General features: G+C 62.7%; 20 protein-coding genes and 1 pseudogene. 9 read left to right on the top strand and 12 right to left on the bottom strand.

From position 1 onward, the window contains the following. Positions 1-52 precede the first annotated feature (52 nt). The 5 genes and pseudogenes from FJ443_RS27410 to FJ443_RS27390 form a co-directional block, all read right to left on the bottom strand. A pseudogene (locus FJ443_RS27410) lies at positions 53-1,999 on the bottom strand (AI-2E family transporter); the annotation flags it as partial. Between the two features lie 747 nt (positions 2,000-2,746). Then, positions 2,747-2,950, bottom strand: a complete 204-nt coding sequence (locus tag FJ443_RS31860) for a hypothetical protein (RefSeq protein WP_281405536.1) — start codon at positions 2,948-2,950, stop codon at positions 2,747-2,749. Between the two features lie 56 nt (positions 2,951-3,006). After that, a complete protein-coding gene (locus FJ443_RS32000; RefSeq protein ID WP_281405535.1) occupies positions 3,007-3,099 on the bottom strand; it encodes a transposase in 93 nt (30 codons plus the stop codon). Between the two features lie 383 nt (positions 3,100-3,482). Next, positions 3,483-4,394: an amidohydrolase family protein gene (locus FJ443_RS27395; RefSeq protein ID WP_140666396.1), complete on the bottom strand. Its 912-nt coding sequence runs from the start codon at positions 4,392-4,394 to the stop codon at positions 3,483-3,485. Between the two features lie 9 nt (positions 4,395-4,403). Then, positions 4,404-5,273 carry an IclR family transcriptional regulator gene (locus FJ443_RS27390; protein WP_140666393.1) on the bottom strand — a complete coding sequence of 290 codons (870 nt, stop codon included), beginning with the start codon at positions 5,271-5,273 and terminating at the stop codon, positions 4,404-4,406. Positions 5,274-5,401: 128 nt separating this feature from the next. On the opposite strand from FJ443_RS27390, the gene FJ443_RS27385 reads away from it, so the two are divergent. The 7 genes from FJ443_RS27385 to FJ443_RS27355 all read left to right on the top strand — a co-directional run bounded on the left by FJ443_RS27385 (position 5,402) and on the right by FJ443_RS27355 (position 12,074). After that, a complete protein-coding gene (locus tag FJ443_RS27385) occupies positions 5,402-6,589 on the top strand; it encodes a substrate-binding domain-containing protein (protein WP_140666391.1) in 1,188 nt (395 codons plus the stop codon). Between the two features lie 176 nt (positions 6,590-6,765). Next, a complete protein-coding gene (locus FJ443_RS27380) occupies positions 6,766-7,674 on the top strand; it encodes a succinylglutamate desuccinylase/aspartoacylase family protein (RefSeq protein ID WP_246681248.1) in 909 nt (302 codons plus the stop codon). After that, positions 7,671-8,621: a threonine/serine dehydratase gene (locus FJ443_RS27375; RefSeq protein ID WP_140666388.1), complete on the top strand. Its 951-nt coding sequence runs from the start codon at positions 7,671-7,673 to the stop codon at positions 8,619-8,621. The genes FJ443_RS27380 and FJ443_RS27375 overlap by 4 nt, the downstream gene beginning before the upstream one ends. A 1-nt stretch (position 8,622) precedes the next feature. Continuing rightward, a complete protein-coding gene (locus FJ443_RS27370) occupies positions 8,623-9,384 on the top strand; it encodes an ATP-binding cassette domain-containing protein (protein ID WP_246681247.1) in 762 nt (253 codons plus the stop codon). Beyond that, positions 9,374-10,123, top strand: coding sequence for an ATP-binding cassette domain-containing protein (locus FJ443_RS27365; RefSeq protein WP_140666386.1), 750 nt, complete (start codon positions 9,374-9,376; stop codon positions 10,121-10,123). Before FJ443_RS27370 ends, FJ443_RS27365 begins: the two co-directional genes overlap by 11 nt. Then, a complete protein-coding gene (locus tag FJ443_RS27360; RefSeq protein WP_140666384.1) occupies positions 10,120-11,109 on the top strand; it encodes an ABC transporter permease in 990 nt (329 codons plus the stop codon). Before FJ443_RS27365 ends, FJ443_RS27360 begins: the two co-directional genes overlap by 4 nt. Further along, positions 11,106-12,074: an ABC transporter permease gene (locus FJ443_RS27355; RefSeq protein ID WP_140666382.1), complete on the top strand. Its 969-nt coding sequence runs from the start codon at positions 11,106-11,108 to the stop codon at positions 12,072-12,074. The genes FJ443_RS27360 and FJ443_RS27355 overlap by 4 nt, the downstream gene beginning before the upstream one ends. 907 nt (positions 12,075-12,981) lie before the next feature. On the opposite strand, the gene FJ443_RS27335 is transcribed toward FJ443_RS27355, so the two are convergent. From FJ443_RS27335 to FJ443_RS27305, 7 genes are all read right to left on the bottom strand, one after another. Then, the gene (locus FJ443_RS27335; RefSeq protein ID WP_140666380.1) at positions 12,982-14,391 is read right to left on the bottom strand and encodes a M20 family metallopeptidase; all 1,410 of its coding nucleotides are present in this window, start codon (positions 14,389-14,391) and stop codon (positions 12,982-12,984) included. 13 nt (positions 14,392-14,404) lie between these two features. After that, the gene (locus tag FJ443_RS27330) at positions 14,405-15,775 is read right to left on the bottom strand and encodes an aldehyde dehydrogenase (protein ID WP_140666378.1); all 1,371 of its coding nucleotides are present in this window, start codon (positions 15,773-15,775) and stop codon (positions 14,405-14,407) included. A 99-nt stretch (positions 15,776-15,874) separates the two neighbouring features. Continuing rightward, complete coding sequence (locus FJ443_RS27325) at positions 15,875-17,458, bottom strand: GMC family oxidoreductase N-terminal domain-containing protein (RefSeq protein ID WP_140666376.1); 1,584 nt, start codon at positions 17,456-17,458, stop codon at positions 15,875-15,877. Positions 17,459-17,535: 77 nt separating this feature from the next. After that, positions 17,536-19,407 carry an ABC transporter ATP-binding protein gene (locus tag FJ443_RS27320; protein ID WP_140666374.1) on the bottom strand — a complete coding sequence of 624 codons (1,872 nt, stop codon included), beginning with the start codon at positions 19,405-19,407 and terminating at the stop codon, positions 17,536-17,538. Beyond that, positions 19,404-20,318, bottom strand: coding sequence for an ABC transporter permease (locus FJ443_RS27315; RefSeq protein ID WP_140666372.1), 915 nt, complete (start codon positions 20,316-20,318; stop codon positions 19,404-19,406). The genes FJ443_RS27320 and FJ443_RS27315 overlap by 4 nt, the downstream gene beginning before the upstream one ends. After that, positions 20,318-21,307, bottom strand: coding sequence for an ABC transporter permease (locus tag FJ443_RS27310; protein ID WP_140499621.1), 990 nt, complete (start codon positions 21,305-21,307; stop codon positions 20,318-20,320). The genes FJ443_RS27315 and FJ443_RS27310 overlap by 1 nt, the downstream gene beginning before the upstream one ends. 57 nt (positions 21,308-21,364) lie before the next feature. After that, positions 21,365-22,918, bottom strand: coding sequence for an ABC transporter substrate-binding protein (locus tag FJ443_RS27305; protein ID WP_064994903.1), 1,554 nt, complete (start codon positions 22,916-22,918; stop codon positions 21,365-21,367). Positions 22,919-23,394: 476 nt separating this feature from the next. On the opposite strand from FJ443_RS27305, the gene FJ443_RS27300 reads away from it, so the two are divergent. After that, positions 23,395-24,159: a DeoR/GlpR family DNA-binding transcription regulator gene (locus FJ443_RS27300; RefSeq protein WP_140499625.1), complete on the top strand. Its 765-nt coding sequence runs from the start codon at positions 23,395-23,397 to the stop codon at positions 24,157-24,159. A 132-nt stretch (positions 24,160-24,291) separates the two neighbouring features. Beyond that, positions 24,292-24,884: hypothetical protein (locus tag FJ443_RS27295; protein WP_140666370.1), on the top strand; the 593-nt coding region annotated here is incomplete at its 3' end.

Raw genomic sequence — 24,884 nt, 5'->3', positions numbered from 1 at the left:
GATCATTATCAGGTAGCCGAAGTTGGTCCAAAAGGGGCCGTGCCGTTGACGATCACCGCACCGGCTGAGCCAACGAATCGTCCAATTGCACCGTCGCCGCCACGCCCTGACGAGCGCGAGGCCGCCTTAGATTTCTTTGCTTTCTCTTTTTCACTTGACGCGGTTCTTCGTTTGAAAGCGCACCCGTCACGCAGTCGACCACGTTGAACGCAACAAAGTCCGCTTCCAATTGCTCGGCGAGGCCCGCCGTATCCTCCCTGGGCTTGTCATGGGTGTCGTGCCAGAGCGCGATTCCGATGCGTGCACGCGGTGCGAGTCGCCTCAAGCGCCTCACGACGAACACCGCGTGTTTGAACGAATCGCGGTTGAGGAAGCCCACGACGACTGCGTCGCGAGCTTCAAGCGGAAGTTTCCGGATCCGCGCGGGGAGGAGGTCACGGTGGCTCGCGGCCACGCAATCCGCACCCTCGATCGAAATGACCTGCGCGAGCATCGCAGCGGCCACATCGTCGAGGTCTCCGCGCCCGCCGATACACAGCACTGACTTCCCAGCACCATCCGGGAGATCAGGCGCAAACTCGGCTTGATCCTCATCCTCTTCGCCCGGATCCCCGCTCGCGCCTTCTTTTTCCGCGTGCTCGTCTTCTTCCTCTTCTTCTTCCTCCGCGGCGATCTCGTTGAGGTTGGCCACCAGGGTGCGGGCGTTTTCGGCAAGGTTCGCCAACTGACTTGCCGTCAGTGCGCCCCGAGCCCGGTCCTGTTCACCAAGCAGCAACGCCGGAATCGCAACCGTGCTGTGGAACTCGATCAGGTATTTCTCCTCGAGCATTTCTTCCGCGTTGTCGGTGGCTTCGTCGATATCGTCGGCAAGAAGCCGCTGGTACAGACGCTCCTTCGGGTCAAGCACCGGCTCATCGCCAAACAGGATCTGCAGGAATTCGAACTGGGGCACGTGCCGTCCAAGCACGACAAGGCAGACGGTCAACGGCGTCGACAGCACCAAGCCGACCGGGCCCCATAGCCAAGCCCAGAAAACGGCGGCTACGATGATCGCCAGCGGCGAGAGGCCCGTGTGCGAGCCGTAAAGCCAGGGCTCGACGATGTTGCTGATTACGAGCTCTGCCAAGATGAAGAGAGCGCCAGTCCATACCAGTAAGCTCCAGCCGGGAGCCACTGCGAAGGCAAGAAACAAAGGTATCACCGCCGCGATAACCGGACCGATAAAGGGTACGAAACGCAAGACAACGGCCAACATGCCCCATAGCAGGGCATTGGGAATGCCAAGAAACCAAAGACCTATCGCAAGGGGCACGCCGTAGACGATGTTCACGACCAATTGCATGAGCAGATATTGTCCGACGCGACTGCCTGCATCCTGCAATGCCTGGGTCGTGCGATGGAGATCGCTGTAGCCCACAAGGCGGATGAATCGATCCCGCAATTCTTCACGCTCGAGCAGCATGAAAATCACCACGATGATGACAAGGCCGGTCGTGGCGAGTGGTCCGATCAGCGGCTCGATGATGTTCCTCAGCGTCTCTATCGGACGCTGGGGCGAGAATATCTGAACCAGAAGCGGATCCTGCTGCTTCGTGGTTTGCTCCACATCTGCCTGCCCGCTGGATTGGGATTTGTTTATCTCAGTGTTGACGCGCTCGAACACCTTGCCGAGCCGGCTGATAAGGCCGTCTTCGGATCCTGTTTCTTTCAAAGTCCGAATCTTCTCGAGGATGTTGGATTGGTATGTCGGAATGTCCTGCGCGACCTGGCTCACCTGCGTGGCAACGATCAGGCTGAACAGCGACACGAGGACGAAGGCCGATGCAACCGCGCCAAGCACAGCGATCATTCGCGGCAGCTTCAACTTTCGGAGCAAAGAAACAATCGGCGCCAACGCAAATGTGAGAAGGACCGCTATTGCCAATGGCAGCAGGACCTCCTTGGCGACGTAAAGAATGGCGACGGTAGCAATCATCGCCACGACGGTTGCCAACTTCGATGTCATAAAAGCAGGGGGCATGATGGGACCTATCTGCAATCTCGCGATTTAGAGGACGGCCATGGCCTAACCGCGCAAAGCGTGCGCTGGTCCATATACTGGCACCTCCTCAGCTTCTGGCCAATGACCTGGTTCGTTACACCGCATGTGTGATGATCTCGAACTTTTGCAGGGCATGTAGCCCAAAGGTGTGGATCATCGGACATCTGCAGCGTCCCTCGCAGGCCCAAAAGATTTCTTTGGCGGCGTGCTTCCTACCCGGCTGGCAATGACCAAGGTCATCACGCATGGCGTGACCGGCGCGTCCGTATTTCGGCCAGGTGACTGGCCAGCGGAATTCGCTGAACGGATCAGCGCTGCGGTTTTGCCGGCTACAACACGTTCTCCCGAGCCGACACTTTGAAAGCGGCGGATCGGCTCCTGCGGCAAGGACCAGTTCGCCTTAAGCCTCCCTACAGAGTCTCTCCTCGAGTTTCATTAGACGATAAGGTGCCGATGAGTAACACCGGCGCGTATAATTTAACCTTATTGCAAACTATACTGCTAAAACAACGGCTTGTTGCTTTCGATGATCTTTGTTAAGCCGTGAAGTGATTCCCGTATTAACTTGCGCACACTAAGAAAAACTAGGCCTTACGGTGAAAATCGCGCAATCTATCTTATGAAATTTACTAGGCGATTGAAATAGAAAGTTATTCTTGGCCGCAGCCGCTCAAAAAAGTTCTGATATTATTCTTTAGTTTTCCTTTAGGAACAAGGTACTCGAAACATAGCGCTGGTTCTTTGGACTATCATGCTCCAAGGCAGATTGATTGCGACTCCGTCCCCGGCCTTGGCCGTCTTGATCTGCTCGAGCGCGATCTGCGGCTTGATCTGGAACGTGATCTCTGTCGGAATCTTGGCCTTCTTGTATTGTTCCGGATCCTCCGCCCCGCTGTGCTGGAGATACAATTGGTAGGCGATCGGAAGCAAGGCTGCGTCATTAGCGATCGACAGGCTGACCCCAATCAGTTGTCCTGCTTGCTCAACAGGCCGCAATACTGGCGCGCTACGCCCACCGAGTGCTTGCCCTTCTTGGGAAAGCCCGTGTCGTCGACGATCCACGCTCGGATCGGTCCATGCTACTCGATCTATGGAGGGACCCGGTGGCGAACCCGCGCCAGGAAGGCCGCGTCCGACCACGGCGCCTCCCACGAAATGCAGCCAGAGACTGATGCTTGGCAGGCATGCGCGACGGCGCCGTGATGGCCGCCAACGGTCCGCGCTCTTGCACTCGAGGCAGTAATCCTTCAGAGACTCAGCTCGGTCGGCGTGGCCAATCACCCCGATCAAGGCATCGACATAGGCGCCGAACGCCGCTTCGCTCTCCGCGGTCCAGTTGCTCATGGCGCGCTTCCCTGATCACGAATCAGCATGCTAACAAATCCGCAGCCAGCACGAATCCCCCGCATCCGCGACTTTCTCGGCAAGACTAGGTGCTTGCTTATGCGGGACCCGGAGTTCGATAGATGCGCCGAGCCGTGTCATGAAACAGCGCTCTCTGTTCGGCGGCGGTGAATTCGGCGGCGACAGCCCGGTAGATGGCATAGGTTTCGCGGTAGGTCGCATGCAGGCTCGTCACCGGGAAATCGCTTGCGAACATGGTCCGTTCCGGGCCGAACGCATCGATGCAATGCAGAATTAGCGGGCGGATGCTAGCGAGCGTCCAATCGGGGTCGTATCCGGTCAGGGCCGAGATCTTGATTGCGACATTGTCGGCCCTGGCAAGCTCGACGATGCCTCGATGCCAGGCGGCCATCGCGTCGGCGTCCCGGTCGACCGGGCTGCCGCTATGGTTCAGCACGAATTGCTGGTCGGGGAAAGCCGCGGCAAGCCGGCTTGCGTCGGTCAGTTGGCCGGCAAAGATCATGAGATCGAAGCTCAGTCCGTGACTCTGCAGTCGCGCCAGCCCCCGCCGCCAAGCTGGGTCGTCCATCACGTCACGTCGCGCGCGAAAAGATCTGCTGGGGTCGCGATGCCAGCTCAAGATATCGCGAATGCCGACGACATCGGGAAATGTCGCCTGCTGCGCTAAGAGCTCCGGCGCGTCCGGTCGGTCGAGCGCGACGTGGGCGACATAGCGGCGCGCAATGCCCGCGCGATGCGCGAGCCCATCAAGCCAGCGCGTTTCGCCGACGCAATCAGCATCGAGCCAGGCCGCTTCGACATGCACCGTGGCAACGACGTTCTGATCCCTGGAGTCGGCAAGGTAGTCGTCGATCAGGTAGCTGCGCCGTAACGGGGCGTTGGCATCGACACCGGTCCCCGGCGGATCAAGCCAAGGATGTCTCCCTAACTCGAGGTCCCACAGATGATGGTGCGGATCGATGATGGGGCCGGAATAGGAGCTGGGCATCGACAATTCTCATTCGGGATGCGGAGCGCGGGTCAATGGGTCCGATAGCGGGAACTCGGGTGCCGGCGGCGCACCGCCCAGAATGTTCGACAGCTCGCAGGCGGCCTTGAATTGCGAAGCAGCTGCCTGCTGGATCGGCACTCGCCCGCGCACCGACTGTAGGAAAGGCATGGTCAGCGCGGCTAATGCCTGCCCCCGGCCGTCGAGGATCGGGAAACTCACGTCGGTGATACCGGCAATGTTTTCACCCGCGATCAGCTCATAGTGCCGCACGGCGATGGCTTCAATGCGCAGCCGCACCCGCCGCAATTCCGCGCGATCGATGCCGTTGGCTGCCAGCGCGTCGAAATTCCACTCGCGTATCGTTGGCGGCTGGAAGGCCAGGATCACCCGGCCCGAGGCGGTGTGCTCGGCCGGACTCGAGGTACCGAGCCGCACCCGGAAGCCCAGCGGCGCCGGACTGTCGGCATAGGCGATGGTGCGGATGAACGCCCCCTCCAGCACCGTCACCAGGATCGATTGCTGCGTCTCCGCCGCGAGCCGCAACAGGATTGGGTTGGCCGCCGTGGTGAGCATCTCGATCGGCGGGAAAGCGAGCGCCAGGTCATAGAGCTTCATCGACAGCCGGAAGGAGTCGTCATGCGGTCCGCGGCGGATATAGCCGCGCCGCTCCAGCGAGACGACCATGCGGTAGACCTCCTGCAGCGAACGGCTGAGCTGCTGGGCGATCTGACTCTGGGTGAGTCCCTCGGATTGCCGGGCAAGCAGCTCGAGCACGTCGAGGCCCTTCTCCAGCGCGGGCGCGAGATAGGCCGCCTGCCCTTCTCTGGGCGCCTTGTCCGCCCGCTCGGCGACGTCGCCTTTCCTTGGCCCACCCATTTGATTCTGGTCCCGTTCGTTTTGTCCGCAGGAATTTGCTGATCTCGACGGCGATTGACAAGCGCGCAAAGCTTCTATTACATATTAAAGCATGCTATCATATATAAAATCAATCGGGGAACTCGACCATGGACACGCATGCTCTGCGCATACTTCTCCCAGCTCTGCTGCTCGCCGAGCTGGCCATCCCCAATGCCGCTCTCGCCGACGGCAAGGCGGCGCTCGCCACGCTGCCGGATAATCTGCGCGGCCTCTATGTCGGGGCTGAACAGAATGTGCAGCCGTCAGCCTTCGACGGCTTCGCGATGCCGGCCAAGCCGTGGAAATGGTGCCATTCTGAATCGTATCAGGGAAATCCCTGGCGGGTGGCGCTGACCAGCCACTTCAAGAGCCTCGTCGGCGCATTCGAGGCCGACGGGAGCATCAGCAGCTTCGAACTTTCGGACTCGAACGGTGACACTAGCCAGCAGATCGCCCAACTCCGTGCCTTCATCGACAAGAAATGCAGCATCATCAGTGTCGTGGCCGGATCGTCGACCGCGCTGAACGACGCCATCGAGGCGGCCTATAAAGCGGGCATTCCGGTGGTCTCGGTGGGCCTCGTCACCACGCCCTACGCGGTCAGTGTCGATTCCAACTATATCAAGTTCGGCTATGACATGGCCAAGGACATCACCACGGCGCTTAACGGCAAGGGCAATGTGCTGAGGGTCGAGGGCATTGCCGGCAGTCCGCTCGTCGCGGAGCAGCGTATCGGAGCCGACAAGGCGTTCGCGGAATCGCCCGACGTGAAGGTCGTGCGCGACGTCAACGGCAACTGGACCGCGGCGGTGACCAAGACGGTGGTGCTGCAGGCGCTCGCCACTAATCCGGGTCCGGTCGACGCGGTGTGGACCTCGGGCAGCGAAGCGCGCGTGGTGGCCGAGGCCTTCGCGCAGGCTGGCCGCCCGGCGCCAGTCATTACCGGCAGCATCTCGGGTGATGCCCTCGGCTACTGGAAAGCGCATCCGGACTTTAAATTCACGGGCGGAGCGCTGCTGCCGTCATGGACCGCGCAGACCGCGGTACGCGTCGGCGTGCGGATGCTGCTGGGTCAGGAGCCCAAGGTGAGCCTGGTGGAAATTCCGGTCCCCGACGTCAAGGTCGGCGACCTCGGTTCATGGTACCGCTCATGCATGACGGCCGATGCCGTGTCGATCTTCCCGGTCGCACCGCAGGATCCGATGCCGGAGGACCTGATGAACGGGTATTTCAAGAACCCCGCGCCGACGCCGGAATTCGATTACTCCAAGACGCCGGACCCCTGCGCCCAGTAACTCCCGTCGCCCCAAGGGCCCTTCTCGGAGGGCCCTTCCTCACTTCCAGACATTTTTGGCAGAACCACCATGAAGCTTGTCAGCACGGCCAGCACGGATATCGATTCGAAAAGGACGGAAAGCAGATCGGCTTCGTCAACCTCCCGCTTTCCGTTCATGAGGATGCCTGGGGCGTCGTGCCGATCCCGCTCACCGTCATCAAGAACGGCAAGGGGCCGACCATCCTGCTGCAGGGTGGCAACCATGGCGACGAATACGAGGGGCCGATCGCACTCGGCGAGCTGATCCGCGATCTCGATCCGGCCTCGATCTCGGGCCGGCTGATCATCGTGCCGGCGATCAATCTGCCCGCGGTCGTGGCCGGCCGCCGAACCTCGCCAGTCGACGACCTCAATCTCAATCGCATGTTCCCGGGCGATCACGGCGGCACCATCACCGCCCAAATCGCCGCCTACATCAGCGACGTGCTGTTCCCAATGGCCGACGTTTTCGTCGACCTACATTCCGGCGGTTCGTCCTCGGTCAACATGCCGAGCGCCGCCATCGAGCCGGCCGCCGATCCGGCGCATTTCAAGCGCAACATTGATGCCGTCATGGCCTTCGACGCGCCCATGGTCGTGATCATTTCCAATCGCGGTGATCCACGCACCTCGACGGCGACGGCGGTGCGCGCTGGGCTGACGGTGGTCGGCACCGAGCTCGCCGGTGGCGGCACGGTGTCCATCGAAGCGCTGGCGGTCGTCCGGCGTGGGCTGCGCAACCTCTTGGCGCATTTTGGCGTGCTGCCGCCCGGCGAGGATGGTTCGTCCTCCGTGGAGCGGCCCAGGATCTACGAGATCACACCCGAGGCCTATGTGCTTGCCACCGAGACCGGCGTGTTCGAGCCGCTGCACCTCAACGGCGCAGAGGTGCGTGCCGGCCAGCCGGCCGGGCGCATTCATTTCCTTGCCAATCCCGGCCGCGCGCCCGAAACGCTCCACTACCGCGCCGACGGCATCGTCTATGTGCACCGCCAACCGGGCCAGGTCCGGCCCGGCAATGTCTGCATGGTCGTGGCGACGCCCTATCGCGGACAACTGCCGTGATCGGCCTCGACGATGTGCGCTCGGCCGCCGAACGCATCGCCCCATACATCCGAAGCACACCGGTGGTGAAGGCGACCGCCACCCGGCAGCCATTGACGGACGCCGAAGTGTGGATGAAGCTCGAAGCGCTGCAGCCGACGGGTTCCTTCAAGGCCCGGGGAGCCACCAACCGCCTGCTGACCACGCCCCGGCAGGAGCTTGCCGCCGGCATCGTGACCGCTTCAGGCGGTAACCACGGCTTGGCAACTGCGCGAGCGGCAACGATCGCCGGAGTGACGGCGACGGTGTTCGTGCCTGAGACGGCCGAGCCGGCGAAGATCGACAAGCTTCGGGCCTGGGGCGCCGAGGTCCGCATCGAGGGCGCCGTCTGGGACGCCACGAACCGCGCAGCCCTGGCGCTCGCCAAGGAGCGAAATGCCGCCTATTTCCACCCGTTTGCCGACCCGCAGGTCGTCGCCGGCCAGGGCACGATCGGGCTTGAGCTCATCGAGGCGCTGCCCGACCTCGACGTCGCGCTCATTGCCATCGGCGGCGGCGGGCTGATCGCCGGCATTTCGACCGCGCTCAAGGCGCTGAAACCCTCGATCCGTATCGTCGGCATCGAGCCCACTGGTTCGCCGACGCTCCAGGCCTCTCTCGCCGCCGGCCATGTAGTTACCCTGCCGTCCGTCACCACGCGCATCACCACAATGGCTTGCGGGCGAACGGACGAGCGCATCTTCAGCATCGTTCGCGATCGTGTCGACGAGATCGTCCTTGTCGATGACGAGGACATGCGGGAGGCCGCGCGCTGGCTGTGGTTCGAATTCGGCATCGCCGCCGACCTCAGCGGCGCCGCCGGCATCGCCGCCCTGCGCTCGGGCAAGCTTCGTCTGCCGCCGCGCGCAAAGGTCGCCACGCTTATCTGCGGCGCCGGCAGTAACGGCATCGGCCCGGACAACCGATGAGATGACCCGCGAGCGCAGCCCTATGCTCGAAGCGTGTGGCCTGTCGAAGCGCTATGGCGAGACCCTGGCGCTGTCGAACGTCGATCTCGCCTTCCAGCCCGGCTCGGTTCACGCTATCCTGGGCGAGAACGGGTGCGGCAAGAGCACGCTGGTCAAGCTGCTTTCGGGGATCGTCGCGCCCACCTCCGGCAGCATCCGGATGCTTGGCCAGGCGGTCACCGGTTCCGGTCCGGCGCGTGTCCAGGAACTCGGCGTGGCGACCGTTTTCCAGGAGGTGCTGCTCGCCCCCGAACGCTCCGTGGCCGACAACATCGTGCTCGGCACCGGCTCGGCTTTCGGCTGGCGCGCCGGCCGCGCCGCGCGTAACGACATCGCCGCCACGGTCCTGGGGCGCATAACGAAACTGCCGATCGATCTCGACGCGCCTGCCGGCTCGCTGTCGCTGGCGGTGGGCCAACTGGTCGTGCTGGCGAGGGCCCTGGTCCGCCGCCCAAAGATCCTGGTGCTCGACGAGGTCACCGCCGCGCTCGATCTCGGCGACCGCACCGCGGTGTTCGAGATGATCGAGGATCATGCCCGGGCGGGCGGCCTGGTGCTGTTCATCTCGCACCGGATGGACGAGGTGATGCGTCTCGCCCATCGGGTCACCGTGCTGCGTAACGGGCAACTGGTCGACACGCTGGAAACCGCGTCGGTTTCGGCCGAACGGCTGCTGCAATTGATGGCGCCCGCCGCCGCCAGGGAGCTCGATCATGCCGTCTGAGCCGGCCCTGCGCGTCGAAGGCGTGTCGCTTGCCCACAACACGCCCGGGCTGGACGAGCTCATCCATGCGGGCGAGATCGTCGGCCTCGCCGGTCTCGACGGCCATGGCCAGGATGCCTTCCTGGAAACGCTTGCCGGCTTGCGTGCCCCGGCCGGCGGCCGCGTCCTCGTCCATCATGGCGCTGCCGGCTATGTCGAAATCGACGATTTCCGCCACGCGACATGGCTGGGCATCGCGTATCTCGCTCGCGACCGCAGAGCCAACGGCATCTTCCCCTCGCTGTCGATCCTCGACAATTTCAGCATGGTGACGCTGGAACGCGATCGTCGTTTCGGACTGATCAGCGCGCGCGCCAGGCGCGAGCGCTTCGAGCGCTACCGCGAGCGATTGTCGATCGTCGCGCCCGATGGCAACAAACCGATCACGGCGCTTTCGGGCGGCAACCAGCAAAAAGTGCTGCTGGCGCGCTGGCTGGCGCGCGAACCCAGGATCCTCCTTCTCAACGACCCGACGCGCGGCGTCGATCAGCGGACCCGTGAAACGCTCTACCAGGTCTTCCGCGACCTCGCGCGACAGGAGGGCATGGCGCTTGTCGTGCTTTCCTCCGAACTCGAGGAAATCTTCCGCCTCTGCGACCGGCTTCTGGTGTTCCGCGAGCAGGGCCTCGTCGCCACTTTTTCGGGAGCCGATATGAACAGCAGCACCGTGATCGCGGCAATGTTCGGGCGCGTCGCATGAGCGCCGCGTCAGTTGCCAGCAATGCACCCGCCCGATCCCGCGGCATCGGAGCGCTGTTGTCGGGACGTCGTGAGTCGGCACCGGCGCTGGCCCTCCTCGTCGTCCTGTTGATCGTCAACCTGTGGATGAACCGGGCTTGGGTGCTGCCGGGCTCATGGGGCACCGTCATCGGCTTGGCCTGTCCGACGCTGGCGGCCGCCATAGCCTCGATGCCGGCGATCGTGGCCGGGCGCGGCGGCATCGACGTGTCGATCGGCCCGTTGATGGGCTTCATCAATGTCATCCTGGTCAAGGTGCTGGCTGGCGATCTGGGTATCGACCAGCCCTGGGTGCTGGTGCCTGTCGCGCTCGGAATCGGCGCGCTCGTCGGGCTTTTCAACGGGCTGCTCTCGGCGGTGCTGCGCATCCAGCCGATCGTCGCCACGCTCGGCACCTATCTGGTGCTCAGCGGCGTGACGCTGACCCTTCTGCCGGCACCCGAGGGCGCAGCGCCCGCCTGGCTGAAGACCCTTGCCGGCCCCTACTCCATCGTGCCGCTCGCCGGCATGGCGGCAATCTGGCTGCTGGTAAAGCGCCTGACCGTCTACGATTGGCTGATGGCCTGCGGCAGCGATGACCGCGCCTGCTTCACCGCCGGCGTTCCCGTCACCGGAGTGCGCGTCTTCGCCTATGCGCTCGGCGGACTGTTCGCTGGTGCCGGCGGGCTTCTGCTCAGCGCGCTGCTCGGCTCGGCCGATCCCAATGTCGGCCCCACCTTCACCCTCGTCGCCATCTCCGGCGTGGCGCTTGGCGGCGTCAGTCTTGCCGGGGGTCGTGGCGGCTTCGCCGCCGCGGCGCTGGGCGCGGCGGTGATTTTCCTGCTGCAGAGCGCGCTCACCTATTTCAACGTTTCGAGTTTCCTGCTGCACACCCTCTACGGCATCATCCTGGTCGCATCCGTGTCGTTGAACGCGCTGACCGATCGCGTCGCGGGAGGATCGAGATGAACGTCCTTTCCGGCCTTAGCGCCAACACCCGTCGCACCCTGGGCGCCATTGTCATGGCGCTCGTGCTGCTCGTCGTCGGATCGCTGGCGATCGAGGGATTCGGCGCACCGTTTGCCATCCGCTCGATGTTCGTCCTAGCGACATTCATAGCCGTTGCGTCTATCGGCCAGACGCTGGTGGTCCTGCTTGGCGGGATCGACCTGTCGATCCCCTTCGTCATCGGCTTCGCCAATGTCGTTGCCGCCTCGCTTTATGGCGGCGGGATAGCGTTCTGGCTGGTCTGCCTCGTCGTGGCGTCGCTGTCGATGGCGATCGGTGCACTGAACGGTGGGCTGTCCTCTTTCCTCAAGATCCACCCGCTGATCGTGACGCTAGGCGTCGGCACCACGGTGCAGGGCATCGTGCTGATGTGGACCGGTGGCCTGCCCACGGGCTCGGCTCCGGCCTATCTAAGCGAGTTCGTGTCGATTGGTGGAACGATCGGTCCGCTGCCCGTCCCGTGGGTCGTGCCCTGCTTCGCGGTGCTGGCGATTTTCGTCCATGTGCTGCTTGCGCGCACGCCGTTCGGCCGGCAGGTCTATGCACTCGGCAGCAACCCGACGGCGGCGCCGCTGGCGCTGATCGATCCGCATCGGATCGTCATCGTCAGCTACGCGCTAAGCGCCCTGTTCGCCGCGCTCGCGGGCATCCTGCTGCTCGGCTTCACCGGCTCGGCTTATGGTGACGTTGGCCAGCCTTACCTGTTCCAGAGCATTGCCGCAGTGGTGATCGGCGGCACCGCGCTCGTCGGCGGGCGCGGCAGCCTGATCGGCACGATTGCCGGCTCAGCAGTCCTGATCGAGCTCAACACATTCCTGATCGGTCTCGGTCTCGCGCCTTCTGCGGTGCAGGCTGCGCTGGGTGTAGTCATTCTCCTACTGGTCTCAATCTACGGCCGCGAAGCCCATGTCCGCACGCTGATCTGAGCGCGAACGGCATGATCGACCGCGACTTGCACGCCACAAAAGCCGAAAGCGCGTTAAAGGTGGAAAGTACTGACAGGGTATTGCGAGCGGTGGGCGTTGGTCGGCCGGAAAGTTCTTGAGGCCCTTGATCTCGCGGTCAGCTGGTGGGTCAGGATAAGGCTCCCAAGCCAGGGAAGGTCGATGGCAAGCGGTTGCGCTCACCGCTGTCGTCGGGAATGGCCAAAAGAGTCAATATAACCTGCCGCGTTTCCCAACGTGCTTCGATTGCAGCGAGCTTAACCGGCTGGTACTCAAGCGTATTCAGACCATGCTGGTCGCCGATGAAACCCTGGAGCGGGACCAGCACTGCAAGCAGTCAGAGCGTCATCGACAGCATTGTTCGCACTTCCGCTACGGATCGCCCGCGACCTATCAGATGGCGCCGACGCCTAAGACAACGAAGCCGATCGTGACAAAGAAGGCGACGTACGTCCGGCTTCTCCAAGTCCGCTAGGTCAAGCCCGAAAAAGTCCGTCAAGCGCGCTTCATATGCGCCACGTCTTCCGGATGCGTTCCGATGCTGCCTAACGGGCCGAACACCGACTGCACGAATAATGGCGGCTCGAGACGTCAGCCAGTTCAGCAACTTCAGGGTCGAGCTTCCTGGAGGCCGTCACGAGCGCCTCGTCCGAGCACCCAGCCGGGACAAGGTCTCGGCTATGGCGAACCCGATCCCCCCAGCACCGGCGGCAACCAGTACTCGCTGCCCCTTCAGTCCGGAAAGAAGATCATTAGCCGAAACCGGCGCTCGCGAACTCATGCCTTGCTCCCTAGGTCGAATGTCTTTCCGCAACGCCATCAATGCGCCGAAAGCGGCGGCGAGGCCGTAGAAGATGGCGCGTGGCGCAGATGTATGTACATTTGAGCGCTATCCGCGGAGCGGAGGCATAAGATCGGGCGGCAAGATGCGCACGACCGGATCGCTCGCCAGCCTGGATGCATGTTCCTTCTTCGCTTCGGCCAGCCGGTCGGGGTTGCCGAACAGATCCACTCCCGTCGCCGCCATGACCCTTGACACATGGATCATGCCTTTTTTCGCATGGGGGGATTTGCCTTGGGTCGTCACCTGCCATGTGTGGAGCGGCGTGCCGATGGCGAGGGTCGCCCCGTAGGCCTGGACGGTGGGAATGGCCCAACTGACATCGCCGACGTCCGTGGAGCCGAGCATCCGCTTGCCGCCCGAACCCGTGCGGACGATGCGATTGCACAGTGCCGTGTTGCCCGGTTCGAGCCCGAACATCGCGTAGGCGGACTGTATGTGCTCCTTCGTCAGCGTGTCTTGTATCTGCTGGGCAAATGCCTCGTCCTTGTCGTCGAATACGGGGGGCCCGAGTATTTCGAAATTCCGCGCCATCACGTCCTCAAGCACGCGGTTGCCGAGCAGGCTGTTCATGGCGCAGACGAGGCGCGGCTCCACCGGCGTTTCGCTCATCAGCGCCGCGCCTTCGGCAATGCGCCTGACGCGCTCGATTAGCATCAGCACCTCGGCCGCACGCGGCGCTCGCACGATGTAGCGCACCACCGCTGACGCCTGCACGACGTTCGGCGCCGGGCCTCCGGCATCGAGATAGGCATAGTGGACCCGGCAATCGGTCGGAATGTGCTCGCGCAGATAGTTGACACCAACACTCATCAACTCGACGGCGTCGAGCGCGCTGCGCCCAAGGTGCGGTGAGCCCGCCGCATGGGCCGATCGGCCGGTGAACGAGAAGTCGAGTATGGCGTAGGCGAGCGCGGCAGGCTCCATCACTCCCGCGAATGCGAACGGATGCCATGATATTGCCGCGTCCACATCCGCGAAGACGCCGTCGCGCACCATGAACGCCTTGCCTGCCCCGCCTTCCTCGGCGGGGCAGCCATAGTAGCGCACCCGCCCTGGCAGATTGTTCGCGGCCAGCCAACCCTTGACCGCCGTTGCGGCGAGCATTGCTCCGGCCCCGAGCAGGTTGTGGCCGCAGCCATGTCCGGGTCCATTTCCCGCAAAAGGTCGATACTCGGTCGCGCCGGCCTCCTGGCTCAGCCCCGGCAGGGCATCGAACTCGCCGAGGAAGGCGATCACCGGGCCACCTTCCCCCGCCTCGCCCATGATGGCCGTCGGCATGCCGGCAATGCCGGTTTCAACGCGGAATCCCTGCTCGCGAAGCATGCGAAGATGCTCGTCTGACGAACGGTATTCCCGATAGTTCAGCTCAGGCGTTTCCCAGACCCTGTCGCTCAGCGCGACAAAGCACTCGGCCAGGCCATCGACATGTTCCCATATCCGGCGACCGTTGCTCATGGAATGCTCCGGCTTAGACCGCTATGGCCTTGTGCTCGATGTAGTGATTGATGGCTTCCGGGCCGAATTCGCGGCCGATGCCGCTTTGCTTGAAGCCGCCAAAGGGAGACAGCAGGTCGGCGGTCGCGTTGTTGATCGTCAGCCCGCCGGTGCGGATGCCGCGGGCAACGGCCAGGCCCTTTTCGGAGTCTTTCGTCCAGACCGAACCGGAAAGGCCGTAAACCGAATCGTTGGCGAGGCGCACGGCTTCGTCCACGCCGTCATAGGGTATGACGCAGACGACCGGCCCAAAAATCTCTTCCTGTGCGATGCGCGACTTGTTGTCCACGTTGGCGAAGACGGTCGGTTTCACGAACGCGCCGTGATTGATCCCTTCGGGCATTCCGATGCCGCCCGTGGCCAAGTCCGCGCCGCTTTCCAGCCCGGAACTTATGTATTCGCTGACGCGCTGGCGCTGACGCTCCGCCGCGAGCGGGCCGAGAAATGTAACGGGTTCGGCGGGATCGCCAATCTTCATGCGCTCAACATTGTCCACCAGCGCATCGACAAAGGCATCGTGCCGATGGCGCGAGACGAGGATGCGTGTCTGCGCTACGCAGACCTGCCCGTTGTTCGGAAACGACCTGTAACGCAGAGCCTCGACCGTCTGGCCGATTTCGGCATCATCGAGAACGATGGCAGCGGACTTGCCGCCCAGTTCCAAGCTGACGCGCTTCAGTTGTGCTCCGGCAAGACTGGCGATCTTGCGCCCGGCGGCGGTCGACCCAGTAAAGCCGATCTTGTCCACTCCCGGATGCGTGACGAGATACTCGCTCACTTCCCGGTGCGCTACCAGGATGCTGAGCACGCCGTCCGGCAGTCCGGCTTCGCTGAAAAGTTCGCCCAGATATTGGCCGTCAATCGCCGTCTCCGGCGCCAATTTCAGAATCACCGTGCATCCGGCAAGCAGAGCCGGAAAGAGTTTCGCTAGCGCGACCTGATGCGGTGCATTCCAGGGGATGATGGCGGCAACCACGCCGACTGGTTCGCGGATCCAGATGGACGTCCCTTTCGGGAAGCCCTCGCGCTTCACTTCCCAGGGATAGTGTTCGGCCGCGGTCAGATAAACCTGGCCCTGATCACGGATCAGGGTCTGGATCGCCGCGGCGAACCACGCGGGAGCGCCCATTTCTGCCGTGACCAGTCCGGCAAATTCCGTGGACCGCGCCTCGTAGAGGTCGGTGAATTTGCGGATGACCGCGATGCGCTCGGCTACCGGCATGCGCGGCCACGGCCCTTCGTCGAATGCTTTGCGCGCCACGTCGACGGCAAGGTCGATGTCCGCCTGTGCGGCGAGCGGAGCCGTGCCGACCAGGCTGCCGTCGTGGGGCGAACGAACTTCGATGGACTCTGGGCCGAGCGGTCGACGCGCCTGCCGCCGATGAAATCGTGCTTGAAATTCCTGGTCATTGCCCGTCTGGCTCCTGTTCCGGCTTGCCTGGGATCAGGGATGGATGAGATCCGCCGCCCGCTCGCCGATCATGATTGCAGTCGCGTTGGTGTTGCCCGCGATGTGGCGCGGAAAGATCGAGGCATCCGCCACCCACAGCCCCTCGGTGCCGCGGACGCGCAGTTCCGGCGTCACCACTGCCTTATCGTCGATCCCCATCCGGCAGGTCCCGACCGGGTGAAGGAAGGGGACCGTTGCCTTGCGCACATACTGCTCCTCCGCATCGCGGCCCGCCCGCTCGGGCGGCACGTCAATCAGCTCGCGCACATGGTTTCCGAATGGAGGCGTCGAGGCAAGTCGGCGAATCCAGGCCAGTCCACGTAGAACGCAGTCCAGGTCGTCGGGGTGGTCGAGGAGCCGCGGATAAATCGCGAGCGGCGTGCGCGGATCGCTGCTGCGTAGTTCCAGACGGCCAGTACTCTTGGGGTAATTCACGTTCGCGAGAATGGTGACGAGATTGCGCGTGGGGACGCGCAGGCGTCCGCTTTCGCTGAAATAGCCGAACGGGAAGAGATGGAACTGGAGATCGGGCACCTCCTGCTCGGGTGTGGATTTGAGGAAGGCGAGCACCTGCGCGGTCGGCACGCTCAGCACGCCACTGCGCGACAGCGCCCACTGCCCGGCGGCGCGCAGCCGGCCCAGGGCCGACGCATAGGCATTGCCCGTCTTGACGTCCATTTCGGCGCGGACATAGAGGCCCGGATGCTCCATCAGATTGTGCCCGACGTCGGGGCTGGCGACGCGCACTTCGATGCCATGGCGACCCAGTTCGGCCGGATCGCCGATGCCCGAAAGCATTAGGAGCTGTGGCGAGTTGATGGAGCCTGCAGACAGGACTACACCGCGGCGTGCTGTTGCCCGGATTGTCTTGCCCCCGCGCATGATGTCCACGCCCGAGGCCCGCTTACCCTCCATGAGGATACGCTCCACCAGCGCGTTGTCCATGAAGGTCAACTTATTGTCGTTGAGACGTGGGAGGACGAAGGCGTCGAACGCCGAATGACGCAAGCCCCCTGTCGTGGACCCTTGATTCCAGGCGACCCCTTCATGCGAGCTCCCGTTCAGGTCCGGGTTGCGGGGCACGCCGGCATTGACGAAGCTGTCAATGAATTTCTGCGATAGTGGGTGTTTCCAGCGCAGCGACGAAACCCGGAGCGGCCCCATCCCGCCGCGGTGAGAATTGTCCCTGTCATCGTCCGCCGTCTCCATCCTGCGGAAATAGGGAAGCACGGAGTTCCAGCCCCAGCCCTTGTTTCCCATGGCCTCCCAAGCGTCGTAGTCGGCGGCCGCGCCACGAATGAAGATCATCCCGTTGATGGCCGACGAACCACCCGGAACCCGCCCGCGCGGCCAGGCTTCCTGCAGTCCGTTACGGCTCGGATCAGGCTCGGTGACGTAGTTCCAGTCGTACCGGTTGTTACCGATCGTATACATGAGCGCGGCCGGTACGCGCGTCAGGTGGAGCTTCTCGCGCTTGCCCGCTTCGAGGAGAAGGACGCTCGCACCCTTTTCGACAAGCCTGGCGGTGAGCGGTGAACCCGCACTGCCCGAACCTACGACGATATAGTCGAATTCCATGATACGCTTGCCTCATCGGGATTGCGGGGCACCGCGCCGGGGTTAGGGGCCCGGCGCGGTCTGGGACTGCGCCCCTGTTATAGGCCGCTCAGATCGACCGCCGGCATCAGCCTTGGGGCCGACAAGCCGGCCTCGATGAGATGGCATGCGGCATAATCCTCGTCGCTTCGTTTCAGCAGCGCCGGATCCTCCGTTACGCAGCGGTCAAAAGCGAACGGGCAGCGCGTGCGGAAGGTGCAGCCGGAAGGAATGTCGATGGGGTCCGGCGGCTCGCCGTCCAGGAGATAGGTCGCCGTGTCGTAGGGCTTGTGCTCGATCGCCGGAACCGCACTGAGCAGTGCCCGCGTGTAGGGATGGCCGGAATCGAAGAATGTCGCCTCGTTGCCGGCGAGTTCGGCGATGCGACCGAGATACATGACGGCCACGCGATTGCAGACGCGGCGCACCATGCTCAGATCGTGCGAGATATAGATGTAGGTCATGCCGTGGCGGGCCTGCAGGCGCTCGAAAAGATCGAGCAGCTTGCCCTGTTCCACTTGGTCGAGTGCCGACAGCGTCTCGTCGAGGATCAGCAGTTCCGGGTCCAGTACCATGGCGCGGGCGATGTTGACGCGTTGCCGCTGGCCCGCACTGAGCCCTACCGGCAGTTTGTCCGTCAGCTCGGGGCGCAACCCCACCTCGTTCATCGTGTAGGCGACCTTCTCGCCGATCTCCTTGGCGCTCATTCCGCCATGGATGCGCAGCGGTTCGGCGATCGTCCGGCCAATGGCCAAATGTGGCGGGATGGCGTTGTAGGGATCCTGCAGCAGCAACTGGAACCGACGGCGCAGATCAAGCAGCTTCTTTCGGCCGAGATGCGCGATGTCCTGGCCCTTGAACAGGATCTGGCCGCGATTGGGTGCTTCGAGGCGGCTGAGTAGACGCGAAAGCGTCGACTTCCCGCAACCGGATTCGCCTACGATGCCGAGGTTATCGCCTTTGTAGACGTCGAAGGAGACGCCCCGGACGGCCTGGACGACCCGATACGCAAACAGCCTCTCACGGTCCTTGGTTGCGTAGGAACGGTAGACGTCGCGGACCGAAAGGATGATTTCGCGTGTGTCGTCCTTGGCCAATGCCGGCGCGGCGGTGACCCGCTCAGCGTCCCAGATGCGCGGCACGCTCTTGATGAGGTTGCGCGTATAGTTGTGCTGGGGTTCGTCGATCAGTTTACGGGTCTGCTGGCACTCGACCACGCGGCCATCGGCGAGCACGAGGACGTTGTCTGCGATCTCGTTAACGACACCGAGCGCCGAGGAGACGAAAATGACCGCCGTGCGGAAATCGCGCTGGAGATCCCTCAGTAGGCGAAGAATCTGGGCGGCGACGGTCACGTCGAGCGGCTGCGTGATGTTGTCGGCGACGAGCAGGTCAGGGTTGGTGACCAGGGCATCGACGATCAGCACGCGCTGCATCATCCCGCCGCTGAACTGGAAAGGAAATTCTTGGAAGCGCTGCGCTGGCGAAGGAATGCGGACCGCGTCGAGGACACGAAGCACGCGCGCCTTTGCTTCCGCCGTCGAAATACCCGGCTCGACGGCGCGCAGCTTCTCGATGATCTGCTGTCCGACCGGGATGGTCGGATCGAGTGCGCTGCCAGGGTCGGAGCCTATATAGGCCACCTTGCGTCCTCGCAGTCTCTGCATCTCGGCGGGCGCGAGATCGAACAGGTTGCGGCCATGGTAGGCAATCGTCCCGCCGGTCACGACCAGCGGCGGGCTTATCCAATTGACGAGTGCGCGCGACAGTACCGTCTTGCCCGAGCCGCTTTCACCGATGATGCCGAGGACCTCGTCCTGGGAAACCGAGAGGTTGACGTCCCGAAGAACAGCGCGCCTTGCGCCGCCTGGCAGCGCTAGATCGACTGACAGGCCCGAAACCTCGATAATGCTTACACTCTCCCCGCTCATAGGACACCTTGGAGTAGCTTGTTGCGGGAGCGCTCAAGGGCACCGCCCATGAGGTTGATGCTGCACAGCGATATCGCCAGCAGCAGGCCGGGAATGGTGGTAATCCACCACGCATTAAGGAGATACTTGGTGCCGTCGGCGATGATCGTCCCGAATGTAGGCGTGGGCGGCTGGATGCCGATGCCGATGAATCCGAGGATGGCTTCGAAGATCATCATGCGCGCGACGTCGAGCACGGCGACGAATGCGATCGGCGGCAGGATGTTCGGCGCGATATGCACCAGCAATATGCGCAGGTCCGATGCGCCGAGGATCTTGGCGGCGCGCACATATTCCTTGCGCCGCTCGGACATGGTGACGCTACGCGCCACGCGGGCGTAGCCGGGCCAGCCCGCGAGGATGAAGACGAGGATGACCGTCAGCGGCGTCGGCCGCGTCACACCGAGGATGGTGATGGCGAGGATGATCACCGGGATCGACATCTGCGCATCCGTGATGCGCATCAGGATCAGATTTGTCCAGCCACCGACATAGCCGGCCAGCATCCCGACGGCCGAGCCGAGCACGAACATGCCCACCACGCTCGCAATACCGATCATCAGCGCGTTCCGCAGGCCGATCAGCGAACGCGCGAGCAGGTCGCGGCCGAGCTGATCGGTGCCGATCACGTGAGGCCAGACCGAGCCTTCGGCAGGCCAGGGGGGCGAGAACTTCAGGCCGACATTGAACTTCGTCGCGGAAAGTCCGAGCAGGCCCGGCGCGGCGATCGAGAGCAGGATCACGGCGATGAAAATGACCGCCCCGACCCGGAACTCCGGCGTCTTGAAAGCTTGAAGGAAGATATTAGCGCCGAGGCTTCGGGCTTTTGGGGGAACGCTGACGTCCGCGTCGACGATGGTGTGTTCGGACATCAGTACTGGAGCCTTCTGTCGATCGTGGTCGATGCGAAATCGACGAGGATGTTCACACCGACGAGCCCGGCGCAGGCGAAGATCGCGATCGCCTGGATGATCGGGAAATCGCGCTGGAACACCGCATTGATCATGAGCAGGCCGATCCCCGGATAGTTGAAGAGGTATTCGACGACGAACAGCGAGCCGAGGATCAGGCCGACCGCCTGGATGCCCAACACGTTCAGAAGGGGTATCCCGGAGTTACGCAGAACATGCGCCGAGATCATGCGCCGTCGGGTCAGCCCGCGGATTTGGCCAACATAGACATAGGGCTCGAGGAGGTTGGAGGAGACCGAAACCGAGAGCGACCGGACGATGATCGGAATCAGTTCCACCGCCAGGACCAAGGCCGGCAGGATCGCATAGGTCCAGTTCTCGTAGCCGATTGCAGGTAGCCAGCCAGTCCTGGCCGACAACAAATAAATGAACACCAGTCCGAGCCATACATTGGGCAGCGAGACGAGGACCGAACTCAGGTAAAGCGCGAATCGGTCGGGCGCCCTGCCCGCGTTAAGGCCGGCCCAGATGCCGAGCGGAACCGCGATCGACAGTGAGATCAGGAAGGCCAGGCCGGCCAGCAGCAGGCTGTAGGGCAATGTCGCGCCGATCAGATCAATGACCGGCGCCCGGTTGCTGGCATCGAAGGTCGATTCGCCGCGCGAACCTCCAGTGCTGCCGCCCTGGGCGCTGCGCACGAAGGATCGGCCGAAATCGCCGCGGACGATCTGGGTCATATACCGCCCGAACTGGACGATTATCGGATCCCGGAGGCCGAGCTCCTTGGCCGTCTGCTCCGCCACGGACTGCGAAACCATCGGGCCGAGCATCAGCCGCACGGGGTCGCCGGGCACCACGCGCAGCAGGGTGAAGATCAACAGGGCGATGCCCGCCACAATGATCACGCCTTGGGCAAGACGGCGAACGAAGAAGTCTATTGCAAAAAGCATAACGGCAGGCTCACGAAGGAGCAGCGCCGCCGGATGGCGACGCTGCTGGGCCAAAGGTTAGACGAGATCCGCCTTCGACAGGTCGATAGGTCCGTAGGGCAGATAGACCGCGCCTTCGAGGTTCTTGGCGGCGCCGTGGAAGGTGAGCGCAGAGAACAGTGAGAAGCTTGGGACTTTCTTGGCCATCGTCGGAAAGGTTTCCTCGGTGAGGATCTTCAGCCGCTGTTCCGGATTGGGCGCGTTGCGCTCCTTGTCCAGGACCGCGTCGATCTCGGGATCATTGATGCCCGAAATCAGCGCCGCGCTGGAGTGCCAGTTGGGCCGCAGGACGAGGTCCGGCTCAGGCGACGGCGTCATCCAGCCGACGTCGCACATATGGCCCTGGCCCTGACCGTCGGCGCGGCGATAGATCGCCACTTCCCAGGCCGCCGGCTCCAGCACCGTCAACTGGACGTTGAAGCCCTGCTCCTGGAGCATCGCGGCGATCAGTTCGCCATACTCCTTGGTCTTGGGATAGAAGCCGATCGAAGTGATATATTCGAGCTGCGGCAGCCCCGCCCCGTTCGGGAAGCCGGCTTCGGCCAGCAGACGCTGCGCTTCCTCGGGATTGTAGTCTGGATATCCCTTGATGTCGGTGAAGCCGAACTTCATCGGGGAGACGTAACAGCTTGACTCGAGCGCCGCTTCGCCCATCAGTTCGAGGATCTGCTTGCGATCGATCGAATGGCATGCCGCCAGGCGGATGCGCGGATCGTCGAAGGGCGCCTTGTTGCAGCGAAAATGCAGATATTTGTTCTCGGTCGTGAGACCCTTGCGAGTGGTGACCTTTGGATTTCCGGCGAGCGATGCGTACTGTTCCGGCTCGAGACGTTCGGCGATGTGGTACTGGCCGTTCAAGAGGCCGAGAACCCGCGTGTTGGCATCCGGAACATAAGCATAGACGACCTCATCGATCTTCGGACGCCCGCCGAAGAAGTCGTCATAGGCGTGAAGAATATTTTTGTCGCCGTTGGTCTCGACATACTTGAAGGCGTTCGTGCCGTTCGGACGCTTTTGGAGAATCTTCGGATCAGCAACATCCTTCGCCGAGAGGATCGGGATCACGCTTGAAATGAACCACCAAGCCGATGCCGGATAGCCGTGCTTTTCGGTGTGCAGTCGCACCGTAAGGCGATCGACAATTTCGACATCGACCTTTCCGGGGCAAAACGAAGCCGCCGGGCGGGCGGGGTCGCAGGAGTATTCGAGCGTCGCCTTTACGTCCTCGGCGCTGAATTCCTTGCCGTCGTGAAATTTCACGCCGTCGCGCAGCTTGAACTCGAACGTGTTGGTGTCGATCAGCTTCCAGCTTTCCGCCAGCGCGGGTTCGAGCAGGTCCGCCTCGCCGTCCCGCATCGGGGCACGCGTCAACGCATTGAAGACGAACTTTTCGAAATTGCCCTGACCAAGGGTCGTGTGGGAAGTCGGATCCCAATTACCTGTGACGGGCCCCATCGACGCGAGCACGAGTGACTTCTTGCCCTGCGCATTGGCCGGCACCGCGACCTTGCCGAGCACGCCGGCTACGCCAAGCGCTCCCGCCCCAACCATAATGTCTCTACGCGTAATCATTGATCGTGTTCCCCTTTTTGTATCGGCAGTTGTTTTGCCGATGTGCGGTTTAGTTTTCCAGGACCCGCTCGGTGCCGGTCCGTTGAACTCCATGCTTCGACCTGCAGCATGGCACTTATTCGCCATTGCCAGACGAGCCTTCCAAATCCTGACTGGACGCCAGATCCATCGTCAAACCGATCCAATTTCTCAAAACACACAAATCGGTCAGAAACACCAATATCGACACATTTGCCTGTGGTCAAGCACGGCTGCTTGGCCTACCCTCGGCGAGTGCCCAGTCCCGAACAAGGTCTAAATCCCAAGGCTTGTTAGACCCTAGGACTGTTGAGCGACTAAGACGGATTTGACTGGTTTGAGCATGTCGACTAGCTTGGCGCCGGGATTTTCGGTCTTCCGGCATCTCGCAGTGTTCGACGTGCTCGGGGATATGTTAAGTCCGGAAAGACCCAAATGGTCACAGGCAGATTCGGTCCATGAGATTTTCTGAGTTTCGCCAGGAAAAAATCCTGGAAATACTGCGCGCAAATGAGCGCGCGAGTGTCAATCTGCTCGCCGATCGCCTCGAAGTCAGTCCGGAATCCATCCGGCGCGATCTGCGTCTACTCGAAACAAATGGCTTGGCTCGGCGCGTCTACGGCGGTGCGGTACTGACGCCAAAAGAGGGGGACAAGCCGTTTGGCGAGCGCAGCCGGGTCAATGCGCCGGAAAAAAACTTGATCGCCGAAAGGGCTGCCAGCCTTATCCAGAACGGTATGAAGATCTTCGTCAGTTCGGGAACCACTACGCTGGCCTGCGTGAAGCACCTTGACAAGCATGCAGACCTGACGATCTTCACGAACTCCATCGCCATTGCGGCGCATTTTTTCTCCCACGGCTGGGGCACCAGTGTCCGCGTGCTCGGCGGTCCGATGGTGCCGGAATATCAGGCCACATTCGGGCATTCTACCATTACCGCGCTGAAAGGGCACAGGTTCGACCTGGCTTTGATGGGTGCCAGCGCCGTCCATGTCGATCACGGCTTCATGGGCTTTGGTGAGGACGAGGTTGCACTGCACGATGAGGCGAGGCGTCAGGCCGGCACCACCGTCATGGTAGCCGATCGATCGAAGTTCGGACGCTTCGGCTCGGTTCGTGCATTCGGCCTTGCCGACGCCCAACATGTCATCACCACTAAGGGTGTCGGCGAAGAATTCGTCCAGCGCTTCGCCGAACTGGGCGTCGACCTCATCCGCGTTTAAGTGCATCTCGGCGCCGATAGGCACGTCGGCACTTTACTCACGCCCGCATAGATATAGCATTGCGTTTCCTGCTGGCGCGCCTGTCCCCCGCTCCCTTTCGTGGACGGGCCGTCGCTGGTGGGTTGTGCTTGCTTGGATTACAAGGGTTCCGCTGGCTTCATGGAAATTGGTCTGTCGCGAAAGGGTATGGATCGCCGCATCGGCCCGATGGACATTCATCGTCTCCCGTCCGCAACAAAAGAACTCCGTTCCCTTTTTGCGGATGACCTCACGGCGCCGGCCGACCTCTGTCTTATGACGCCCGACGAGCCCGCCTGCTCTGGTGCCGGACCGCAGCTGTGCAGATCGGCACAGGAGATGGAGCCGGGCATTCTCGTCCCGTCGCATCGTGGCGTGGACAGCACCCGCCTGCTTCTGTCGGTCGATGGCCAGCATCCGTCGCTCCTGCTCAAAACAATCCAGCCCGACCAGCGCCGCTTCATCGATGCGGCCGCATCCTTCGATGCGCAGCGCAAAGCGGCCGGCCTCGGCTGCGCGCCCAAGATCCTTGCCATCGATGCGCGGCGCGCGACCTGCATTATGGAATATCGCGACGGCTGGGCGACCGCCCGTGTCAGCGACCTGAAAAAGCTGGACGTCCTCAATGACGTGATAGGTGTTAAGCGCAGGGTCCACGGCGGACTGCGCTTCACGATCCCGGTGTCGCCGTTCGACCGGATCCGCGC

The sequence above is a fragment of the Mesorhizobium sp. B2-6-1 genome (assembly GCF_006440475.1).
Lineage (GTDB): Bacteria > Pseudomonadota > Alphaproteobacteria > Rhizobiales > Rhizobiaceae > Mesorhizobium.
The sequence above is the reverse complement of the archived record's forward strand: the minus strand, read 5'-3'. Positions and strand labels throughout refer to the sequence as shown.